This window comes from Entomomonas sp. E7T21, assembly GCF_058693955.1.
In genome coordinates this window covers 995,250-1,014,744 of the sequence record NZ_CP191672.1, presented here as the reverse complement: position 1 = coordinate 1,014,744, position 19,495 = coordinate 995,250, and the positions used below count along the sequence as shown (strand labels likewise).

The window sequence follows — 19,495 nt, the reverse complement described above, 5'->3', positions numbered from 1 at the left end:
ACTATGCATGCTTTTTTTGTAACTTCTACAAATTTCGGTGTAGGCCTTACTTCTATTAGTTTAGGCCTTATTCGAGCGCTAGAAAATAAAGGGTTAAAAGTTGGTTTCTGTAAACCAATCGCTCAACACCATGATAGAGAACAGTTACCAGATTACTCTTCTGAGCTAATTGAAAAAACAGTAGGTATAAAATCACCTAAGCCACTTTCTAGAAACTACGTTGAACAGCGCTTAAGTGATGATCAACTAGACATACTTTTAGAGGATGCTATTAATCTTTTTCAAGAAGCATCTGTTGATAAAGATGTGATAGTGATAGAAGGCATGGTACCTACTCTGCAATCAAACTATGCTACATTTATTAATGCAGCATTGGCTAAAAGTTTGAATGCAGACATTATCATGGTGGCGGCACCTGAAGAAGAGCATGCAACATTAGAAGAGTTTATTGATGCCATTGAAATTCAAGCACATGCGTTTGGTGGACCACGCAACAAAAAGCTAATTGGTGTGATACTTAATAAAATTAAGACTCCAGAAGGCCCTGAAGCATTTAAAGAACATTTACAAAATGCTGCTCCACAGCTATTTAAAGATGACTTTAAAATATTAGGTTGTAATCCTTGGCGTGAAGAATTAAACGCACCACGTTTGCAAGATATTGCTAAGCAGCTAAATGCCCAAACAATCAGTAAAGGTGAACTTGATACGCGTCGTGTTCAAAAAATTGTGCTTTGCGCTAGGGCAGTACCTGATACTATCCCATTGTTTGAACCCGGTGTATTGATTGTTACGCCTGGTGATCGTGATGATATTATTATGGCAACCAGTTTAGCTGCTATGAATGGTATTCCATTAGCTGGTTTACTACTATGTAGTAACTTTGAACCTGATGCACGTATTATGACACTTTGTAAAGCTGCATTAGAAGGTGGCTTACCAGTTCTTTCTGTTAAAACAGGGTCTTATGATACCGCTACTAACTTATCACATATCGATAAAAGTATTGCTGTGGATGATCAAGATCGTGCTAAACAAGTAACAGAGTTTATTGCGGAACAGCTAGATGAAGAATGGTTATTCCAGCGTTGTGGTATTGTTCAAGAAGCTCGTTTATCTCCACCTGCTTTCCGCTATCAATTGGTTAAACGTGCTCAAGAGGCCAATAAACGCATTGTATTACCTGAAGGCAATGAGCCTAGAACCATTCAAGCCGCTATTATTTGTCACCAACGCAATATTGCACGCTGTGTATTATTGGCGAAACCAGAAGAAGTACACAGCACTATTAAGAGCTTAGGTTTACAGTTACCTGATAACCTAGAGATTATTGATCCTGATAGTATCCGTCAAAACTATATTGCCCCATTAGTAGAATTACGCAAAAATAAAGGTATGACACCTCTAATTGCAGAGCAATCACTAGGTGATTCTGTTGTATTAGGTACAATGATGTTAGCTACTGATGATGTTGATGGTTTAGTATCTGGTGCTATCCATACTACAGCTAATACTGTACGTCCTGCTTTACAACTGATTAAAACATCACCTGAATACAACCTAGTATCTTCTGTATTCTTTATGTTATTACCTGACCAAGTATTAGTATATGGTGATTGTGCTATTAATCCTGACCCTACTGCTGAGCAATTAGCAGATATTGCTATTCAAAGTGCTGAATCAGCCGCTGCTTTTGGTATTTCTCCTCGGGTAGCCATGATTAGTTATTCTACTGGTGCTTCGGGTGGTGGTGAAGATGTTGAGAAAGTTAGATTAGCTACAGAACTTGCTAAACAAAAACGTCCAGATTTACTCATTGATGGACCGCTACAATATGATGCGGCTGCTATTGAAAGTGTAGGGAAACAAAAAGCACCTGATAGCCAAGTTGCAGGTAAAGCCACCGTATTTATCTTCCCTGACTTAAATACTGGTAATACTACTTACAAAGCGGTACAACGTAGCGCCCAAGTGATTAGTGTTGGCCCTATGCTACAAGGCTTAAGAAAACCTGTTAATGATTTATCTAGAGGTGCTTTAGTAGAGGATATTGTATTTACCATTGCTCTTACTGCGATTCAAGCAAACAGTAAAAAATAACCTATCCATATTTAATTTAAAGGGAGCCAGTGTTTACTGCTCCTTTTTTAGCTTATCAATCCATTGTTTTTTATCAATAAATTCATAAGCTAAAATTATGTTCTAAGCTAATTTTGTAGAGTATAATAATTCAGATAATTAGCCTATTTAATAATAAAGCACAGAGGAGATTGATTAACGTGACTTTTATGCCGTGGACGAAAGAGTTAGAAACAGGTATTCCTCAGATTGATGAGCAACACAAGTGGTTGGTTGACCTTACCAATAAGCTTTATGACTCAACGAGTAATGATCGCCAAATTAACTCTGCCGAAATAGGTAACATTTTAGAGCAATTAGTGGACTATACCATTAATCATTTTATTGCCGAAGAAACACTGTTCGCTAATTTAGGTTATCCTGAAACAACTAGCCATGTAAAACAACACAATATGTTTACTCATAAAGTATATAGCCTTTTAGAGAGACATGAATCTGGTGATGACAGTGTTGCCAGTATTGAAACATTAGAGCTACTTAAAAACTGGTTAACTAACCATATTATGAAAACAGATAAAGATTACATCGAATTCTTTCGTGATAAAAAAGTTGTTTAATATTTTTAAAAGGGGATTAATTAATCCCCTATTTTTTATCTTTGTTCTAATGCATTATTTTGTTGAGTTAACCCTTCCTGTACAAATCTTGCCATCCACTCAGCCACCACAACACCCTGATGCTCTGTAGATAAACTATTGACAGCTTTAGTATATAACTCTTTCCCTAACTGGTCTTCTCTACTGTCCAAAATAGCCTTGGCATAATTTACAACAAATTCAGGATGCCCTTGAAAACATAAAACCTGCTTTCCTATTGTAAATGCCGCATTTGGACAAAAATCACTTTTTGCAACTAAGGTAGCTGATTCTGGTAGTAAGGTTACTTGATCTTGATGACTAATTAATAAGGTTAACTTATCCAGTGTAGGTGTCATCCAATCTGCTTTATGGTTAACATCATAATGATGAGAACCTACACCCCAACCTTGAATAGCACGTTCTACCTTACCACCAAATACTAATGCCAATAACTGATGGCCAAAGCACACACCTAATAAAATCTTTCCTTGATCAAATAAATTTTTTACATAACCTTTTAGTGCTTCAATCCAAGGATCATTAGCGAAAGAATCCGCTTTACTGCCTGTAATAAGATAAGCATCCCATTGTTCATCAGCAGGAGGATAATCCCCATTTACAACATTGTAAACTTTACATTCAACAGCAATCGGTTGTTTAGAAAACATACTCTCAAACATTGCACCATAACCATGATATTCTTCTAATAGCTCTGGACGGATAAAGTCAGTCTCCAAAATACAAATTCTTAAAACCATTTCTAATACAACCTCATCTTACCAACAACAGTATATAATCTTTTCCTTTTTAAATTATACATTATAAAAAATCTTTTTTTTATAGCACTTAATTCTATATATAGAATCTCCAGTTACGCTTGCTATCAATTTTTATGCATAAATTGTGGACAAAAAAAAGCCAGCAGTAAAAACTGCTGGCCTTTTATTAATTCACTTAAGAATTATTTAGCCACTGTGCAGCAAACATTGTAGTTGTTTGTGCTAGTAATGCTGTTTACAGTACCTTTGTAACCAGTTACTTTAACGTGGATAGTTTTGAATACGAAGAAATCGTCTACAGTGATTTCATAACGTGGAGAAATTAACACGTCACCATTAACTGGAGCTAAAGCATTGTAAGCTGCTGCAGCTTGAACTTGTGGAGTTTTGTCAAATGGATTAGAAGCTAATAAACCGCCACTAGCAATACCATCATAACCTACGCCATCAGCAAAGTTGCTGTCGCCACCGAAAGAGATGAAATTGAATAAAATATTTAAACTAGATTCACCAGTTACTTTCTCACCAACTTTGATGTCAGCGCGTAATTCATTAGTTACTAAACGTGGTTGAAGAGTAGCACTTGGTTTGTTAGTGTTAAAGCTGTGACAACCAGCAGCAACAACTACAGCACCTGCTAATGCAGCAAATTTAATAGACTTAAGCATATTTTTTCCTTTCATACGAATTTTAGAATTTTATTCCAATTGAAATACAGTTCCGTAAATAATAACGGTAGCAAAATCCTACCATTATAACTACATTATGTACAGTACTTGAGCTAAAAAGTATATCAAAATTTAAGCTCCAATTAAGATTACTAATAATATAGCTAGTGCAATAATAACACTCTTCTATTTTTCAGCAAATATTTGTTAGCTCAGCTTATACTTGAAAGATTATATTTTGTGATATTTATCAAAATATTTCAGCAATGACTCAGTTATCTCTTTTCTATTAAGCAAAATTATGATTTTTTATTAAAGCTTTAATAATGGTATTGCCAATCTATTTAATAATGATTATTATTAACAACTAATTAATAGTTAATTTTTTATGCCTTTTTCGTAGTACCACAAACTTATTATTTAGCTCACTAGTTATTTTGAGTTTAATATATGGAGATATTTATGCGTTCTTTATTTATTCTGCCTGCTATTTTACTTTGTACTACCTCTATCAGCATGGCTAAGGAATATCCGGTTGGTAAACCACAACAATGTGGTGGAATGGAGATTGCTGCTGTTTATTTACAACCTATCGAAATGGATCCTCCTGGCATGATGCGTCCTGCAAAGGATTCTGATGTACATTTAGAGGCAGACATTACCGCACTTGAAGATAATCAAAATGGTTTCCAAGAAGGCAGCTGGGTTCCTTACCTACAAGTAGCTTTTGTATTAACTAAAGAAGGTAGTGCTGAAAAAGTAGAGGGTACTTTCCATCCAATGGTAGCTAATGATGGCCCACACTATGGCGATAATGTTAAATTATTGGGTCCTGGCAAATATAATTTAAAATTCACTATATTACCACCAGGTAAAGAAAGTATGTTTGGTCGCCATACTGATAAAGAAACAGGGGTTGCACCTTGGTTTGAAAAATGTGAAACCAGCTACGATTTTGTTTATGCAGGTATAGGTAAAAAGGGTGGTTATTAATAAACCCATATTTATTTTGAAATTTTCTTTAAATAAAAGCCAATCACTTACTTGATTGGCTTTTTGCGTTTCTAATTTTAGCGAGAAAAGCTATGTTAAGCAGACAATTTATTGCATTTATTGGCCTATTATTCATCACTGTTAGTGCTATAGCTGCTCCTCTACCCACTTATGAAATAACCATTAAAGATGGCGTATTCTCACCATCATCTATTGAAGTCCCAGCAAAACAACGTTTCAAAATTATTGTCAAAAATATTGGATCTGGGCCTGCTGAATTTGAGAATCTATCAATGCGTGTAGAGAAAGTACTAGCCGCTGGTGTTAGTTCTTTTGTGGTAATTCATCCTCTAAAACCTGGCTCTTATCATTTTATAGATGAGTTCCATATGGATATGGCTGGTTTTACTATTAATGTTAAATAACTTTTCCGACTAGGAGTTATAGTTAAAAATGTGGCAAGCTCTGTTTATTGTATGGCGAGAAAGTGTTGAAGCATTATTAGTAATAGGAATCTTATACGCTTGGATTAATCACCAAGTAAATGCTGGTCACACTAAAAAAATGCTCTGGATAGGTACCGGACTAGGGATATTGTTTGCCTGTGCATTGGCTGTTGGTTTTACTGTAGCAGGCGAATGGTTTTCTGGTACAGGTGGCGATTGGTTCCAAGTTATTATGATGGCCGTAGCTAGTATTTTGATTTTCCAAATGGTTATTTGGATGCAGAAAAATGGCCGTGCTATGAAAAAGAATTTAGAAGCAGAAGCAGCCCAAAGTTTTGCTCAACGTGGTGGGTTTGGTATCTTATTACTTGCTATGTTAGCCGTTGCCCGTGAAGGTTCTGAAATTGTTATTTTCCTTTACAGCAGTTTTGCTGCTGCACAAGGTACAGCCTTCTGGCTATTAACACTGGGAAGTGTTGCAGGTGCAATTCTAGGCTATGCAACTTTTATGTTATTGCAGCTTTCTAGCCATATTATCTCATGGCGTGTATTTTTTAATATCAGTGCCATTATTTTATTACTATTAGGTGGCGCTTTATTAATGTCGGCCTTAGATAAATCGAGTGGGCTAATTATTGATATGCTTGCCAATGCTGATGCGCCTGAATGGAGTTATACATTATTTGATCCTGTATGGGATAGTTCTTTTATCTTATCAGATACCACAACTACGGGTAGTTTTATTGCTAGTATAACGGGTTATCGCGCACAACCTATGTTATTAGGTATAATTCTTATTCCTCTTTACTGGATTATTGCTATTATATGGACACAATGTAATAACCGTATTAAGCACTAATTTTGCAGGACAGATGTTATGAGTAGTTTACCTGTTACACCCCTTTCAAAACTTGGTGACCTAATGCGCCGTTATGGAGGGGTTATTCGTGGTATTCAATGGTTTATTATTCTCTTCTATTTAGTGCTATTAATTATCCCTGCTTTTCTGTCACTACCACCTGATAAAGCAAGGGCATTGAATAATATCTCGTTATTTGCTCAGTTTGTATTCTGGGGAATTTGGTGGCCCTTTGTACTGGTTTCTATGGTACTGTTTGGAAGAGCATGGTGCGGTATTTTTTGTCCAGAAGGTGCATTAGCTGAATGGGCTAGTAAACACGGTAAAAATAAGGGTGTTCCTAATTGGCTTAAATGGAATGGCTGGCCTGCTATCGCTTTTGCTTTAACCACCCTCTATGGCCAAATGATTAGTGTTTATGACTATGCTAAACCTGCGTTACTTATTTTAGGTGGCTCTACTGTAGCTGCAGTTGGTATAGGTCTTTTATATGGCCGTAATAAACGTGTGTGGTGTAGATACCTTTGCCCTGTTAGTGGGGTGTTTTCTTTATTAGCCAGATTAGCACCTGTTCACTTTAAAGTAGATGAAAAACGTTGGCAAGAAAACCCAGAGCCTCATCTACCTGTACCTAACTGTGCACCTTTAATAGATATTCGTAGAATGCATGGTGCTTCTGCTTGCCATGCTTGTGGTCGTTGTAGTGGACAACGAGATGCAGTAAGGCTATCAGTACGCTCCGTCAACGAAGAAGTAGTAGATTATGGACAAGAAGAAGCAAACCCTTGGTTAATTCGTTTATTACTGTTCGGAATTCTTGGTTTAGCCATTGGAGCTTTTACTTGGACAGTAAGTCCTTGGTTTATTTATGCTAAACAAACTATTGCTGAATGGTTAGTCATGCATGACATCTTCTGGCCACTTAATCAAAATACACCTTGGTGGCTATTTACTCATTACCCAGAAAATAATGATGCTTTCAATTGGGTTGATGGTTTTTGTGTAGTTGCTTATATTGTTGGTCATGGCATTGTACTGGGTACAGCATTTAGTTTAATTATGCACCTTGCTAGCAAAATTGCTAATAAAGGAAAAACCTTCTATACCCATATTTGTTTAGCATTAATCCCTATTGGTGGTGTTGGCCTTTTTCTTGGTTTAACCGCAACCACCGTTAAATTAGTTAGACAAAATGGTTTTGCTATTACATGGGTACAAGATGTACGTTTACTATTATTAGTTGGTGCCTTAGTTTGGAGTTTAGTATTAGCTTGGAAAGTACTGAATAAACAACAAGTTTTTGGCTTAAAACGTTTAGCTGTATTAATATGTTTTAGTAGTATTTGTGCTTTTGTGCTTTATAACTGGTATTTGATGTTCTGGGGTTGGAGTGACGCACGCCTCATTAAATCATCCACTATTCAATTAGCCACACAAATTGCCATATTTATTATTTTATTTATTGTAATAAAATTCGTTATAGCAAGATTATTAACTAAAAATCATTCTTCAAAACAAACCTCCTTACACTAAAATAATAGGACGATTAGTAATACGCTAATTGTCCTATTGTTTTACTAAGTCTATTGTATTTAATATACCCTCTATCCTTATTTAAAAAGCATAGAAGCAAACACTATGAAGCAAAACAAATATGATGATCCATCATTTTTTGAGCAATATAGTCAAATGGCTCGCTCTATTGATGGTTTAGCAGGCGCTGGGGAATGGTATATTTTTAAACAAATATTCCCTAACCTACAAAATAAAAGCGTATTAGATTTAGGCTGTGGTTTCGGCTGGCATTGTCAATATGCAGCAGAACAAGGTGCTAAATTAGTGATAGGTACAGATATTTCAGCAAAAATGTTAGCAGAAGCTAACAAGAAGAATGCTTATCCTAATGTAAGTTATCAACAAACTGCCATTGAAGATATTCATTTTGCTAAAGATAGTTTTGATGTCGTTATCAGTTCACTGGCTTTCCACTATATTCAATCTTTTGCTGAAATTTGCGATAAGGTTAGAAACTGTTTAACCAAGGGTGGTGATTTTATTTTTTCAGTTGAACATCCTGTGTTTACTGCTCAAGGCAAACAAGAGTGGATTTATGATCAACAACAAAAGCCCCTTTATTGGCCTGTAGATAACTACTTTGCAGAAGGTATTCGGCAAGCTAACTTTCTTGGTGAACAAGTAACCAAATACCATAAAACCTTAACCACCTATATTAATACCTTATTAGAAAACGGCTTTCAATTAACCAAATTAGTTGAGCCTCAGCCTGATCCAAGATTATTAGAGAAATACCCTGAATACAGTGATGAATTACGTAGACCTATGTTTTTATTAATTGCTGCTAAAAAAATCTAATCTCTTTATTAGGAGTATTCTATTATGTTAACCATTAAAACGGCTGAAGCCACTGACATTCCAAATATAGCCAAGCTACTACAAAAATATGAGCAGGATAACAATGGCGGACTATTTGGTAATTTCCCATTAAAGAAAGTAACGGCTATGGTTGAAGAAGCACTTACTGTCATTATTGCTTGCCATGATTCTAAGGTTATAGGGGTAGTATTTGCCTCCCTTCCGCAAAAAGACTTACCGCCTATTCTTCAAGCAATGTTGGCTGTTCACCCTATTACAGCCAACAATTACCTTTATGGCCCTATTTGTATTGATGAAGAATTTCGTGGTCAAGGCATTACCCAATTAATGTATCAAAAGTTACAACAATTATTACCTAATTTTCGGCCACTACTTTTTATAGCAGAAGATAATTTAGATTCCATTCGTGCTCATCACAAATTAGGGCTCACTGAAAAAGCTAAATTTACCTTTAATGGTCAACATTTCTTAATATTTAGTGATTAAGCTTATACCAAACAATTGTTAGATATTTTATATGATAACTATTGACTAATGCTGTTTATAACTACAATAGTCATTGACTTTCTGTGTTAGAACCTGTCAAATAACTATAAATACACTAACGTATGTTTGAGTGACAAAGCGTAATCACAATTGCAGCTTTTTACTTAGTACTATTAGTTGAACATCTTCTATAGATAGAGACTCTGTACCATGAAAACTGAAATGAAAAAACCAACATTAATAATCATAATTATTGCAGTAGTTTTAATCATAGGTTATCTAGTGTGGTCACAGCTAAAAACTAAAGACTTTGGTGAAGGTTTTGTCAATGGTAATGGTCGCATAGAAGCTACAGAAATTAATGTATCAACCAAACTTGCAGCACGCATCGAAAAAATACTGGTTAAAGAAGGCGATTTTGTTGAAAAGAGTCAACCTCTAGTTATTATGCAAACTGATGTGCTTGAGCAACAACTTAATGAAGCTAGGGCGCAATTACAACAAGCAATTAGTAATGAAGTAAATGCTAAAGCACAACTTGCCTTAAAAATGAGTGATAAAGCTGCTACCGAAGCTGTTGTTCTACAACGTAAAAGTGATCTTGATTTAGCTAATAGACGACTAAAACGATCTGCACCTTTGCATCGTAGTGGTGCTGTATCAGCCCAAATATATGATGATGACCTAGCCTCTGTTAATAGTGCAAAAGCTGCATTAACTGCCGCAGAAGCACAAGTGGCCGTAGCAGAAGCGGCTATTCAAGCTGCGGAGGCCAATGTTACTAGCGCCAGCTATGCAACAAAAGCCTCCCAAGCCACCATTGATCGTATTCAAGCAGATATTAATGACAGTACTTTAATCGCTACAGCACATGGTCGTGTGCAATATAAAATATCTCAAGTAGGCGAAGTTTTAGGCGCTGGTGGTAAAGTGCTCAATGTAGTAGATTTAAATGATGTTTACCTTACTTTCTTTTTACCAGAAACAGTAGCAGGTAAAGTTAGATTAGGTGATGAAGTTAGAATGGTGTTAGACGTATTTCCAGATATGGCAATACCTGCTTATGTTTCCTATGTAGCAAGTGTGGCTCAATTTACACCTAAAACTGTGGAAACACAGAGTGAACGTCAAAAACTAATGTTTCGCGTTAAAGCCCAAATTAAACCAGAACTTTTAAACTGTTATTTAGAACAAATTAAAACAGGAGTACCAGGAGTCGCTTGGTTAAAATTAGATAAACAAGCCGCATGGCCTGCTGAATTATCTAATTTAGTACCTATGTGTAAAAAAGATTAGGGGCTTAACATGGCCAACCCTATTGATTTTTCACAGATTGTCGTACATGTAGCAAATGTTTCACTACATTATGGTAAAACATTAGCATTAGATAATGTCAGTTTAGATGTACCTGCTCAATGTATGGTAGGGCTAATTGGCCCAGATGGTGTGGGTAAATCAAGTCTACTATCTTTAATTTCTGGTGCTCATGTTATTCAACAAGGTACTGTTGAAGCACTAGCTGGCGATATGCGCAGCAAAGAACATCGTACCCAAGTTTGCTCACGTATTGCTTATATGCCACAAGGACTTGGTAAAAACTTATACCCTACTTTATCAGTTGAAGAAAATTTACAGTTCTTTGCACGTTTATTTGGCCACAACGCTAAAGAGCGTCGTCGTCGAATTGATGAACTTACCAAAAGTACGGGACTCTACCCTTTCCTAGATAGGCCTGCTGGCAAACTCTCTGGTGGTATGAAACAAAAGCTAGGGCTATGCTCAGCCTTAATCCATGATCCAGATTTACTTATTTTAGATGAACCAACCACAGGGGTTGACCCCCTATCTCGCGCTCAATTCTGGGATATGATTAATAATATCCGTAAACAACGTCCACAAATGAGCGTTATTGTAGCCACTGCTTATATGGATGAGGCTCAACGCTTTGATTGGTTAGTGGCAATGGATGCAGGTAAAATATTAGCCACTGGCACACCCACTGAAATTTTACAACAAACTCAGCAAGATTCATTAGAAGCTGCGTTTATTAAATTAATGCCAGAAGAAAAAAAACAAGGCTATAAACCCGTTGTTATTCCACCTTTACAAATTGATGAAAACACCCCGATTGCCATTGAAGCAAAAGGGCTTACCCAACGGTTTGGCAAGTTTGTAGCCGTAGACCATGTTGATTTTAGAATAGCTCAAGGAGAAATATTCGGTTTCCTAGGCTCCAATGGTTGTGGCAAATCCACCACCATGAAAATGCTAACTGGGTTATTGCCTGCCACTGAAGGACAGGCATGGCTATTTGGTAAAGAAATTGATGCCCATGACCTTAACACCCGTAAACGTTTAGGCTACATGTCACAAGCATTTTCGTTATACAGCGAACTCACTGTTGAACAGAATCTTGTGTTACATGCTCGTTTATTTGGCGTTGCTGAAGAAAACATACCAAACCGCGTCAATGAAATGTTGCAAAGGTTTGGTCTAGAGAATGTAGCAGATAGCTTACCTGACAATATTCCACTCGGTGTACGGCAACGTTTATCGTTAGCAGTTGCAGTTATTCATGATCCAGATATTCTTATTCTTGATGAGCCTACCTCAGGTGTAGATCCAATTGCTCGTGATAATTTTTGGCATTTACTGGTAGAACTATCTCGCAAAGATAATGTAACCATCTTTATTACTACTCACTTTATGAACGAAGCAGAACGATGTGACCGCATGTCACTAATGCATGCGGGTAAAGTGTTAGATAGTGATACCCCTGCTAAGTTGATGGAAAAACGTCATGCCGAAACACTTGAGCAAGCTTTTATAGAATATCTATTGGATGCAGGTGCTGGCACTTCAGCAACAGAAGTAGAAACAGCCACTGCAACTCCCCCCCCTATTACTCAACAAACAAATAGTAATCATACGCGCCCTAGTGTGTTTAGTTTAAACCGCCTTATTGGGTGTATGTGGCGCGAATCACTGGAACTAAGACGTGACCCTATTAGAGCGACCTTAGCTTTACTAGGCGCAGCCATACTCATGCTAGTAATGGGTTATGGTATTACCATGGATGTAGAAAATCTTAGATTTGCTGTACTTGACCAAGATCAAACAGGCTTAAGCCAAAACTATACATTAAATATTGCAGGTTCTCGTTATTTTATAGAACAACCAGCACTCACTAGCCATCAAGAGATGGATCAACGAATGCGCAGGGGCGATATTACCCTTGCGATAGAAATTCCGCCTAACTTTGCCAAAAAAATTGAACGTGGTGACCAAGCAGAAGTTGGGGTATGGATTGATGGTGCTATGCCAATGCGTGCAGAAACTATTCGCGGTTATGTGCAAGGACTGCATTTAGGCTGGCTGGCAGAACAAGCTAAAGAAAGACAAGGTTACGATACCACGAGTAATGCCAGTATAGAAACACGTTATCGCTATAACCCTGATGTTAAAAGTTTACCTGCTATGGTTCCTGCGGTAATTCCTATTCTATTATTAATGTTACCAGCAATGGTTGCAGCACTGTCAGTAGTACGTGAAAAAGAGTTAGGCTCCATTCTTAATCTTTATGTAACACCTATGTCACGAGTAGAGTTTTTAATTGGTAAGCAAATACCTTATATTCTGCTTTCCATGTTGAGTTTCTTCCTATTGGTCATTATGGCTTTAACCATCTTTGATGTTCCCATTAAAGGCAGTTTCTTAACCCTCTGTTTTGCTATATTCCTATATTGTATAGTAGCCACTAGTTATGGCTTGCTTGCTTCAACTATTACCCGTAGCCAAGTAGCCGTTATTTTCTTAACGGTTATCTTAACCTTAGTACCTGCTATTCAGTTTGCTGGAGTAATTAACCCTGTATCCTCTTTACAAGGTGGCGGAAGACTTATTGGTGAATACTTTCCCACTACCTACATGCTATTAATTACACGCGGAATATTTAATAAAGCACTGACTTTTTCAGATTTATATAGTTCAATCAATATGCTACTGGCCATGATTCCTGTGTTATTGGGCATTAGTATTTTATTACTGAAAAAACAGGAAAGCTGATCTATGCAAAAGTTTACTAACATTTATCGGCTAGGTATCAAAGAATTATGGGGATTAGCCCGTGACCCTGTAATGCTGATTCTAATTGTGTATTGTTTTACAGCCTCTATCTATACAGCAGCTACGGCTGTGCCTGACTCTTTAAACTTAGCTTCAGTAGCGGTGGTTGATGAGGATGATTCACCCTTATCTAGACAAATTATTGGTGCTTTCTATCCGCCCCTCTTTAATAAACCTGCTAAGATTTCTTTAAACGAAATGGACCCAGGTATGGATGAAGATAAATATACCTTTGTCCTCAATATCCCGCCAAACTTTCAACGAGATGTACTAAAAGGAGATTCTCCGAGTATTCAGCTTAATGTCGATGCCACAAGGATGAGTCAAGCATTTACAGGTAATGGCTATATCCAACAAATTGTTATAGATGAAGTGAATGAATTTGTTAAACGTTACCGTAGTTCCGATATTTTGCCTGTTAATTTAGAAGTACATACTAGTTTTAATCCAAACTTGACGCAATCATGGTTTAGCTCGGTTACAGAAATCATCAATATGGTAACTACCCTATCGATTATTTTAACAGGTGCAGCCCTTATGAGGGAGCGTGAGCATGGTACTATTGAACATCTGCTTGCCATGCCTGTTACTCCTTTTGAAATCATGACGTCAAAAGTTTGGTCAATGGGGTTAGTGGTGCTGATCGCTACTGCTTGCTCATTACTGCTTATTGTAGAGGGTGCATTAAAAGTACCTATTACTGGCTCTAAATGGTTATTTTTATGGGGTGCTGCACTGCATTTATTTGCTACCACTTCCATGGGTATTTTCTTGGCAACAGTTGCTCGTAGCATGGCACAGTTTGGTATGTTATTAATGTTAATTTTATTACCATTACAAATGTTATCAGGCGGTAGCACTCCTCGCGAGAGTATGCCAGAGCTTATCCAGACAATTATGTTAATTGCTCCTACCACTCATTTTGTAGAATTAGGCCAGGCCATTTTATACCGTGGTGCAGGTCTTGAAACTGTTTGGAAACCATTTTTATGGCTAATTACATTAGGTACAGGTTTCTTTATTTTTGCACTGACTCGTTTTAGAAAAACCATTACTCAAATGACCTAATATAATTTATTAAAATTGATGTTAACTAATACCTATTGGAAATAAAATTACATGTTTTTAAATATCCATTTACATATCATCATGTAATTACCTTGCCTTGTCCAACAAGAGTTAATTAACGTCTTATATCTCCATACCTTAGGGTACAACTAAACTACTATGAACAATATATTTTGTAGATTTTTGTTGTTTATACCTTCGTGGCATTGTGTCTAACTACTAATTGCTCAATAAATAGTAAATATACCGTTTAATTTTACTCTTTCGGAGGTAACAATGAGCAAGCAAGTAGCCGTATTAATTACTAATGAATTTGAAGATTCAGAATTCACCTCTCCTGCTGAAGCTATTAAAGCAGCTGGACATAAAATTACTACTATTGAGAAAAAAGCGGGCAATACCATTACAGGCAAACACGATACCAAAGTAACAATAGATAAATCTATTGATGATGTTAAACCAGAAGATTTTGATGCGTTATTAATCCCTGGTGGTTTTTCACCTGATTCATTACGTGGCGATGATCGTTTCGTAAACTTTACTAAACATTTTGCTAGCACTAATAAGCCTATTTTTGCAATTTGTCATGGTCCCCAACTAATGATTAATGCAGGCATTGTTAAAGGTAAAAAAATGACCACTGTGAAACCTGTGGTGATTGATTTAAAAAATGCTGGGGCTGATTTTCATGACGAATCAGTAGTGGTTGATAACGATACTATTGTCACTAGTCGTACTCCTGATGATTTACCTGATTTCAATCGGGAAATCGTCAGAATTCTAAATAAGTAACTTTATTTAACAAAATCCTCTTAGCTGTTTTAAGGGGATTTTTTAATTATCCATTAGCCTCTGTGGTTACGCTTATCCCTGTAAAAGGTTAGGTTAATATCATCACCCTTTTTGTTATACTTTTGGCGCATGTTCTGCGCCAATGGTTTGACATACTTGTAATGATTACGTTATATTGAAAAAAGAAGTGACTATTGTTTTTACTTCTTTGCCTTCAGGGTTTCTGTGTAGAGCTTCATGTGAAGATTGGATGCTTCGTTTTGTGACAATATAATTGTCCTCTCGCCTATAACCTTGTCTGTATTACCACTCTTAGGGGTTTCTATTGCGAAGCCGGGGGATACAGAATTTTTAAATTGTTGGCACTCCTGATGTGATGTTGGAGTTTACCATTTTCATACAGCTCAGCCATTTTAATATGGTGTTGCATCTTACACTGAATAACCTTTTTATTGGTTAACATTATTATTAATAACTTTTTCAGTGTTCAGGAGTGTTCCTATTAATTAGCATAAAGGGAGCAACACAATAATATGTCTGAACAAATTGTGCTCGATCGCATTTTTAAAGTCTTTGGCTCTGAGCCAAAGAAAGCTATGGAATTAGTCAAACAGGGTAAAACCAAACAGCAAATTCTCGAACAAACAGGACAATCTATTGGTGTCTTTGATGCTAGCTTTAGCATTGTAAAAGGTGAGATTTTTGTCATTATGGGATTATCGGGTTCGGGGAAATCAACGCTAGTTCGGATGTTAAACCGACTCATCAAACCAACTTCAGGTCGTATTCTAATTGACGGTGAGGATATTGTAACTGTCAGCGACTCTCGTTTGCGTGAATTACGCCGTAAAGATATCAGCATGGTATTTCAATCCTTCGCACTTATGCCACATATGACAGTGTTAGACAATGCAGCACTCGGTTTAGAGTTTTCTGGTGTAGATAAAAAGGCCCGTTTAAAAGCTGCAAATGAAGCATTAGAACAAGTTGGCTTAGCAGGTTGGGGAGATAAATATCCTGATGAACTTTCTGGCGGTATGCAACAACGTGTTGGTTTAGCCCGTGCATTAGCGGCAGACCCTTCTATCTTACTAATGGATGAAGCCTTTTCTGCACTCGACCCTATTATTCGTACTGAAATGCAAACTGAACTTTTGCGTTTACAACAAATTAAACGCCGTACCATTATCTTTATCTCTCATGATTTAGATGAATCTATGCGGTTAGGTGATCGTATTGCCATTATGAAAGATGGTCAAGTCATACAAGTAGGTACACCAGAAGAAATACTTCGTGAACCAGCAGATGATTATGTAAAACGCTTTATTCAAGGGGTTGATGCAACTGCTGTATTTAAAGCAGGAGATATTGCTCGAAAAACTCAAGTAGAAATTATTGCTGAATCGCCTAACCGTGGTTGTCGAGCAGCTTTACAGATTCTCGAAGATGAAGATCGTGACTATGGTGTAGTGTTAAGTTCAAACCGTAAATATTTAGGTATGGTTTCTACTGATTCCTTACGAGAAGTTTTAAAGGGGCAAACAGCATTCACTGGTAGTGGGCTTGCTAATGCTTTTTTACCTGACGCCATCACACCTGCCAACGTAGCAGAGCCTGTTGGTGAGTTATATGGTAGTTTGGCTCAAGCTCCACACGCACTCCCTGTAGTCGATGATAACGGCCGTTATATGGGCGCTATTAGTAAAACAACGTTATTACGATTCCTAGATAAAACAACAACTACTGCACCACCTGTAGAACAACCTACAGTGGCGACTGAACATAATTAATCGATCAGTTACTCATAAAGTATAAGACATATACACAGTAAATAAGTGTATTTGAGAGATAAAGGTTTAAAAACGATGAATGAGAACGATACGGAAAACAATATCACAACCCAACAAAATACGGATACTACCCAAGCCAATGATCCTTGGGCTGCTATGAGCGACAGCTCATCCAATGATACTACAGCAACACAGGCTACAACGGGTACTGACACAACAGCAGACCCTTGGGGAACAATGAATAATGGCGATACAACTACAGATACCTCATCCTCAGATGCTTGGCTAAATACAGGAGGTAGCGACAATAGCTCGACTGATTGGCTTAGCTCAACAGATCCATCCACAGTAGATACTACATCTTCCGGCTTTCATATCAGCCAATTATGGGATGGCTCGTTATACTCCCCCGTGGAGTCAAGTATCAACCATGCCGTGCGTTGGTTATCCGATGAATGGCGTCCATTTTTTCAGATAATACGCGTTCCTATTGACCACACTTTGGTCTTTATTGCTAATGCTTTTCAAGATGCACCTATCCCCTTAATGATAGCAATTTTAGTGTTATTGTCATGGCAACTAGCAGGCCGTACTATGGCAGTTGGTGCATTAATTTCTTTAGCCTGCTTGGTGGTATTAGGCATCTGGCAACAAGCTATGTTGACTTTATCACTGGTCCTCACCGCCTTATTGTTTTGTATAATTATTGGATTACCTTTGGGGATTCTGACTGCATCTAGCAATAAATTACAACGAGTGATACGGCCTATTCTAGATGCTATGCAAACGACCCCCTCGTTTGTTTATCTTGTTCCCATTGCGTCATTAGTAGGTATTGGTAATGTACCAGGAACTATTGTCACCATTATTTTTGCACTCCCCCCATTAGTTCGTATGACCAACTTAGGTATTCGCCATGTTCGTCCAGATTTAATAGAGGCTTCTAGAGCTTATGGTGCATCAAGCTGGCAACTACTTTCTAAAATACAAATTCCATTAGCACTGCCTTCTATTATGGCAGGTATTAACCAATCATTGATGCTTGCTATGTCTATGGTAGTAGTGGCTTCAATGATTTCTGTAGCGGGTCTTGGACAAATGGTTTACGAAGGCATGAGCAGTATGAATATGGGTAAAGCCACTATTGGTGGTCTAGGTATTGTTATTCTTGCCATTATGCTCGACCGTGTAACTCAGGCCATTGGTAATAAACAACGTAATGTACGCCATTGGTGGCAAACTGGCCCCATAGGCATAGTAATACGCCTGATGAACCGTAACCAACAAGCTTAAGAGGATTAAAAAATGAATCAAATTACTATTTTGCAGAATCAAAGCAAAAAACCAAAAAGCTTTTTTCTAAAATCTGCTCGTAATATATTATTTGCAGGTGCTACAACCTTGGCATTAGCAGCTACATCCGTATTAGCGGCAGACTTACCTGGTAAAGGTGTTACAGTTACCCCAATGAAAAGCTCTATTGCTGAAGAAACATTTCAAACTCAGCTTGTTATGCGCGCCTTAGAAAAGCTAGGCTACACAGTAAAACCTATCAATGTTGCAGAATATAATATTGCTTATCAAGCAATTGCTACAGGTGATGCCACTTTCTTAGCTGATGCTTGGGTACCACTACATGATAATTTTTACAATGCAGTAGGTGGCGATAAAACACTGTACCGTAAAGGTGTCTACTCTAACAATTCATTACAAGGTTATCTAATTGATAAAGCCACAGCAGAAAAATATAACATCACCAATATTGATCAATTCAAAGACCCTAAAATTGCTAAATTATTTGATAGTAATGGTGATGGCAAAGCAGATTTAACTGGCTGCACGCCAGGCTGGGGCTGCCAAGAAAGCATTGAACACCAAATGGATGCTTATAAATTACGGGATACGGTAAAGCATAATATGGGTAGCTATCCTGCTATGATGGCTGACACTATTTCTCGCTATCGCGAAGGTAAGCCTATTTTTTACTATACTTGGACACCTTACTGGGTAAGTGCTGTATTAGTGCCTGGTAAAGATGTGATTTGGTTAGAAGTTCCCTTTACCTCACTACCTAGTAATCAAAAAGATATTAAAACTGTACTACCAAACGGTAAAAATTATGGTTTCCCAGTTAGTACTCAACATATCGTAGCCAATCGCAAATTTGCTGAAGAAAATCCTGCTGCGGCGAAGTTGTTTGCTATTATGCAGTTACCCGTAACTGATATTAATGCACAAAATTTACGTATGCGCCAAGGAGAGAGCTCGACAGTGGTTATCAATCGTCATGTAGATGGTTGGATCAAAGCACATCAAGCAACCTTTGATGGTTGGATACAACAAGCTTTAGAAGCAGCTAAATAATAATTCAGCATAAA

At 37.3% G+C, this 19,495-nt stretch carries 17 protein-coding genes; 15 read left to right on the top strand and 2 right to left on the bottom strand.

The window, feature by feature from the left end; all coding sequences use genetic code 11:
• Nucleotides 1–3: 3 nt before the first annotated feature.
• Nucleotides 4–2,100 carry a phosphate acetyltransferase gene (pta, locus tag ACQVD9_RS04835; RefSeq protein WP_264747727.1) on the top strand — a complete coding sequence of 699 codons (2,097 nt, stop codon included), beginning with the start codon at nucleotides 4–6 and terminating at the stop codon, nucleotides 2,098–2,100.
• A gap of 188 nt (nucleotides 2,101–2,288) precedes the next feature.
• Entirely contained in the window at nucleotides 2,289–2,696 is a 408-nt protein-coding gene (locus ACQVD9_RS04830) for a bacteriohemerythrin (RefSeq protein ID WP_264747726.1), read from the top strand.
• Nucleotides 2,697–2,731: 35 nt separating this feature from the next.
• Here the strand turns inward: ACQVD9_RS04830 and ACQVD9_RS04825 are convergent, their stop codons facing one another.
• Together ACQVD9_RS04825 and ACQVD9_RS04820 are read right to left on the bottom strand one after the other, a co-directional pair.
• Nucleotides 2,732–3,475 (bottom strand): amidotransferase, encoded by a 744-nt coding sequence (locus ACQVD9_RS04825; RefSeq protein ID WP_264747725.1) that lies wholly within the window; start codon nucleotides 3,473–3,475, stop codon nucleotides 2,732–2,734.
• Nucleotides 3,476–3,678: 203 nt separating this feature from the next.
• Entirely contained in the window at nucleotides 3,679–4,164 is a 486-nt protein-coding gene (locus ACQVD9_RS04820; RefSeq protein WP_264747724.1) for a hypothetical protein, read from the bottom strand.
• Between the two features lie 462 nt (nucleotides 4,165–4,626).
• On the opposite strand from ACQVD9_RS04820, the gene ACQVD9_RS04815 reads away from it, so the two are divergent.
• The 13 genes from ACQVD9_RS04815 (at nucleotide 4,627) to proX (ending at nucleotide 19,481) form a co-directional block, all read left to right on the top strand.
• A complete protein-coding gene (locus tag ACQVD9_RS04815) occupies nucleotides 4,627–5,157 on the top strand; it encodes an iron transporter (RefSeq protein WP_264747723.1) in 531 nt (176 codons plus the stop codon).
• Between the two features lie 92 nt (nucleotides 5,158–5,249).
• Nucleotides 5,250–5,582 carry a cupredoxin domain-containing protein gene (locus tag ACQVD9_RS04810; RefSeq protein WP_264747722.1) on the top strand — a complete coding sequence of 111 codons (333 nt, stop codon included), beginning with the start codon at nucleotides 5,250–5,252 and terminating at the stop codon, nucleotides 5,580–5,582.
• 28 nt (nucleotides 5,583–5,610) lie between these two features.
• Nucleotides 5,611–6,462 carry an FTR1 family iron permease gene (locus ACQVD9_RS04805; RefSeq protein WP_264747721.1) on the top strand — a complete coding sequence of 284 codons (852 nt, stop codon included), beginning with the start codon at nucleotides 5,611–5,613 and terminating at the stop codon, nucleotides 6,460–6,462.
• An 18-nt stretch (nucleotides 6,463–6,480) separates the two neighbouring features.
• Nucleotides 6,481–7,995, top strand: coding sequence for a 4Fe-4S binding protein (locus ACQVD9_RS04800; RefSeq protein WP_264747720.1), 1,515 nt, complete (start codon nucleotides 6,481–6,483; stop codon nucleotides 7,993–7,995).
• A 105-nt stretch (nucleotides 7,996–8,100) separates the two neighbouring features.
• A complete protein-coding gene (locus ACQVD9_RS04795; protein WP_264747719.1) occupies nucleotides 8,101–8,835 on the top strand; it encodes a class I SAM-dependent methyltransferase in 735 nt (244 codons plus the stop codon).
• Between the two features lie 24 nt (nucleotides 8,836–8,859).
• A complete protein-coding gene (locus ACQVD9_RS04790) occupies nucleotides 8,860–9,342 on the top strand; it encodes a GNAT family N-acetyltransferase (RefSeq protein WP_264747718.1) in 483 nt (160 codons plus the stop codon).
• 210 nt (nucleotides 9,343–9,552) lie between these two features.
• Nucleotides 9,553–10,638, top strand: coding sequence for an HlyD family secretion protein (locus ACQVD9_RS04785; protein WP_264747717.1), 1,086 nt, complete (start codon nucleotides 9,553–9,555; stop codon nucleotides 10,636–10,638).
• Between the two features lie 9 nt (nucleotides 10,639–10,647).
• Nucleotides 10,648–13,407 (top strand): ribosome-associated ATPase/putative transporter RbbA, encoded by a 2,760-nt coding sequence (gene rbbA / locus ACQVD9_RS04780; RefSeq protein ID WP_264747716.1) that lies wholly within the window; start codon nucleotides 10,648–10,650, stop codon nucleotides 13,405–13,407.
• 3 nt (nucleotides 13,408–13,410) lie between these two features.
• Nucleotides 13,411–14,535 carry an ABC transporter permease gene (locus tag ACQVD9_RS04775; protein WP_264747715.1) on the top strand — a complete coding sequence of 375 codons (1,125 nt, stop codon included), beginning with the start codon at nucleotides 13,411–13,413 and terminating at the stop codon, nucleotides 14,533–14,535.
• 276 nt (nucleotides 14,536–14,811) lie between these two features.
• Nucleotides 14,812–15,327: a type 1 glutamine amidotransferase domain-containing protein gene (locus ACQVD9_RS04770; protein ID WP_264747714.1), complete on the top strand. Its 516-nt coding sequence runs from the start codon at nucleotides 14,812–14,814 to the stop codon at nucleotides 15,325–15,327.
• 533 nt (nucleotides 15,328–15,860) lie between these two features.
• Nucleotides 15,861–17,117 carry a glycine betaine/L-proline ABC transporter ATP-binding protein ProV gene (gene proV / locus ACQVD9_RS04765; RefSeq protein WP_264747713.1) on the top strand — a complete coding sequence of 419 codons (1,257 nt, stop codon included), beginning with the start codon at nucleotides 15,861–15,863 and terminating at the stop codon, nucleotides 17,115–17,117.
• Between the two features lie 75 nt (nucleotides 17,118–17,192).
• Nucleotides 17,193–18,410: an ABC transporter permease gene (locus tag ACQVD9_RS04760; protein WP_264747712.1), complete on the top strand. Its 1,218-nt coding sequence runs from the start codon at nucleotides 17,193–17,195 to the stop codon at nucleotides 18,408–18,410.
• Nucleotides 18,411–18,422: 12 nt separating this feature from the next.
• Nucleotides 18,423–19,481, top strand: coding sequence for a glycine betaine/L-proline ABC transporter substrate-binding protein ProX (gene proX / locus ACQVD9_RS04755; RefSeq protein ID WP_264747711.1), 1,059 nt, complete (start codon nucleotides 18,423–18,425; stop codon nucleotides 19,479–19,481).
• Nucleotides 19,482–19,495 lie beyond the last annotated feature (14 nt).